This window comes from Streptomyces sp. NPDC096040 (genome assembly GCF_040303265.1).
GTDB lineage: Bacteria > Actinomycetota > Actinomycetes > Streptomycetales > Streptomycetaceae > Streptomyces.
In genome coordinates, this window is sequence record NZ_JBEOTA010000087.1 from 1 (window position 1) to 2,754 (window position 2,754).

Consider the following 2,754-nt stretch of genomic DNA (forward strand, 5'->3'; position numbering starts at 1 on the left):
CCTCCGCCTGCTTGAGTCGGTGAAGCGCCGTGTCGACGTCGTCCAGGTCTTCACCAATGACGACGCCCTCCTGCGGCTGGTCACCGCCGTCCTGTTCGAACGGGGGGAAGGCCCCAGGGCACTTCCCCCCGTCGGGTGTCCACCAGACGGGGGGAAGTGCCCTGCACGACGAAGGATCGCTTTCCCCCGCCGCTACCTGCCCGAGGGAAGCATGGATCAGCTTTACCCCGCTGAGCTCCCCGACAGCGCCCCCGCGCTACCGAACACCACCAACACGCCCTGACCAAGATCGGCTGCACCACCCAGCGGGACACCATCTAGATCAACCCTGATCAATGGTGACAAACGTGTCAGCCACTGGTGCGGCTCCCAGTGGTAGCGCTGGGAACAGTGGGGCGCGATTCGACGGATTCGATACTGCCGGTAACTGCGTTGACATTGATACGTTTTGTACTGTCACTGCATGAGGCTGAGACTCGCCACACGGTCCGCCACGTTCCGTGGGACCGCACTGCGAGAAGTTCGTCAGCGCTGGCGGTCGGGCAATTGGGCTGCGTGCGTCTCACGATCTTGGCCGCATTCTGCCGGGAGATCTTCGCATCGGGGATGTCAACGTCAGGCAACAGACGCACAGACATCTGGCTCACCTTGGCGTAACGAGTGACCTCGACGTCTAGGCGCATGGGCATCAGGATGCCATGGTGACGGCGGCGAAAACTGACGATCCAACCCAGCGCAGCGTCCTGGCCCACGCCAGAGACAGAGACATTGCTTCCTGTGACGGCGCTCGGATAGTGACCTCGAGCGTAGGTGAGCGCTAGGGATTTCGCGTTGGCAGCGGTCTTGGCAGAGGTCGCGCCGGCGAGGGGAAAGCCGGAGGTATTCGAGATATCGATGCTTGCGGTCAAGTCGGTCTGCCCCGGCCAGGACATCTCAAGAGTCCCGTCGCGCAGGGATGCGAAGACAGTCCCGTGGATACCGTCCTGAGAATTGAATTGGACGCGACGCAAGGAGTAGTAACGGCCGAATGCCTGCTGCAGCTGCTTGCGGACGGCCTGGACCTGCGCACTGTCAGCATCAGCCACCGCACTGGTGCGAGCCACGGAATGCGGCTGGATATAGCCAACCCAGGCGGTAGTCAAGACACCGATAAGAGGAATTGCAGCGAAAGCAAACGCCTTCGGCTGAAGATCCCAACGCGGTGGACTCCCTTGGCGTTCCACCTTGACCACGGCCCAACCCACCAGCGCACCGATGACTGCACCCGTGGAGTTGGTTACAAAATCACTGGTGTCGCAGGCCCGGCCGAGAATGGGGAATACACCCTGCGTTGTTTCAATGCACGCTGACAACGCCACGCCGATGAGAGCCGCCATAGAGACGCGTCGCGTGGCAAGAACGCCGAGCACGCCGACCGGGGCGAACATGGCGACGTTCATTTGGCCTTGCTGCTCGGCGAATGGCTCGATCAGATCTCGGTTGATCGTGCAACTGCCCGGTCCTTGCGAGCCGCCGGTCGACCACATAGTCAGATAGACGACACCGATCAGGGAGGAGACCCACAGGCCAACCAGGGCGGGGTGAGCGGCCCTACCGGAGACAATACGGAAGGCCAGCGTTCCCGCAAAGATAATGAATACGCAACCGAGGGCCAGTGTGTATATGTGCCCACGGAAGACGGCCTCAAGCAAGGTGAGCCCCTTCAAGATGGAGTCGGCGACGTAGCCCCCGGACGCACAGCGTCGTCCGGGGGCATAGAGGCAAAGGGTTAGCAGTCCTTGGTGGGCGGAGTCTGGAATTGCGAGCCCGACCCGCTGTCGTAAATCAGGCCGATGTCGACGGCGCAACTGACTGCGGACGGGCTGAAGGTCTGCCAGTACTCGTTCCCCGAGCTCATGCTCTTGTAGGAACCATAGTGGTTGGTGGAATTGCGTTCGTAACCAAGCTTCGCCGAGATGGCGCTGCCGCCAGTCTTGCTGTATGCCAGCTGTACATAGGATCCGTTCGGCACGTCGTGCAAGTACAGCACACCGTTGCTCAGCACCGTACAGGTATCACCGTTGGTGATGTAGCCGTTGTGCGGGCAATCGGTGTCAATCGACGCAACCGAACTGGCCGCGCCGGCCGTGCTGGTAGCGCCCAGGACCGGGATCGCGGCAACAGCCGCGACCGCCACAAGGCGAGTCAGCGCAATACGCATGACCGAACCTCCAACTAGTATTTACTCACACGGATGTGCGAATGCAGAAACGGTATCGATCATGAACGCTTCCCGCAAGCCGTAAGAGAAGTCCGATCTTTAGTGTGAAATTCAGTCCAGAATGACTGGATAAAGCCTTGACGGATGCCCTGGGCTCGCTATCGAATTCGAGCCGGAAGGTCACAAAGGTCGTTGATCAGGCTGAAGACTACTGCGTTGTGCGACAGGTTCCCATGCGTCTCGTCGGAGGTGATCATTTTCGGCCATCACTGGCGGATGTGAAGCTGATCACGTCAGGCGTGGCAGCGGAATTGCCGCGCAAAGGGTTGGGGGTAGCTGTTCAGCAGGGGTTCAATGCGCAGACGCGCAGGTCAGCGCTGCTCTAACTTCACAGCAATAGAAGCCAAGAGGGAGCTGGCTGGGTCATTCATCCCCCTATGTTCCGTTTAGTGGACCGGGGCAGGCGTGCGATCTATGCGCGTCCACGCCTGCTGAACAGCTACGGTTGGGGGGTGGCTCTTCTGTAGTGGGCTGGTGATGCTGCGAGCTGAGCT

General features: G+C 60.5%; 2 protein-coding genes and 1 pseudogene. 1 reads left to right on the top strand and 2 read right to left on the bottom strand.

Features of this window, described 5'->3' with window-relative positions:
* A pseudogene (locus ABTY98_RS42055) lies at positions 1–283 on the top strand (hypothetical protein); the annotation flags it as partial.
* A gap of 67 nt (positions 284–350) precedes the next feature.
* Here the strand turns inward: ABTY98_RS42055 and ABTY98_RS42060 are convergent.
* Positions 351–1,691 carry a VanZ family protein gene (locus ABTY98_RS42060; RefSeq protein WP_352226454.1) on the bottom strand — a complete coding sequence of 447 codons (1,341 nt, stop codon included), beginning with the start codon at positions 1,689–1,691 and terminating at the stop codon, positions 351–353.
* A 77-nt stretch (positions 1,692–1,768) separates the two neighbouring features.
* Positions 1,769–2,200, bottom strand: coding sequence for a hypothetical protein (locus ABTY98_RS42065; protein ID WP_352226455.1), 432 nt, complete (start codon positions 2,198–2,200; stop codon positions 1,769–1,771).
* Between the last annotated feature and the right edge of the window lie 554 nt (positions 2,201–2,754).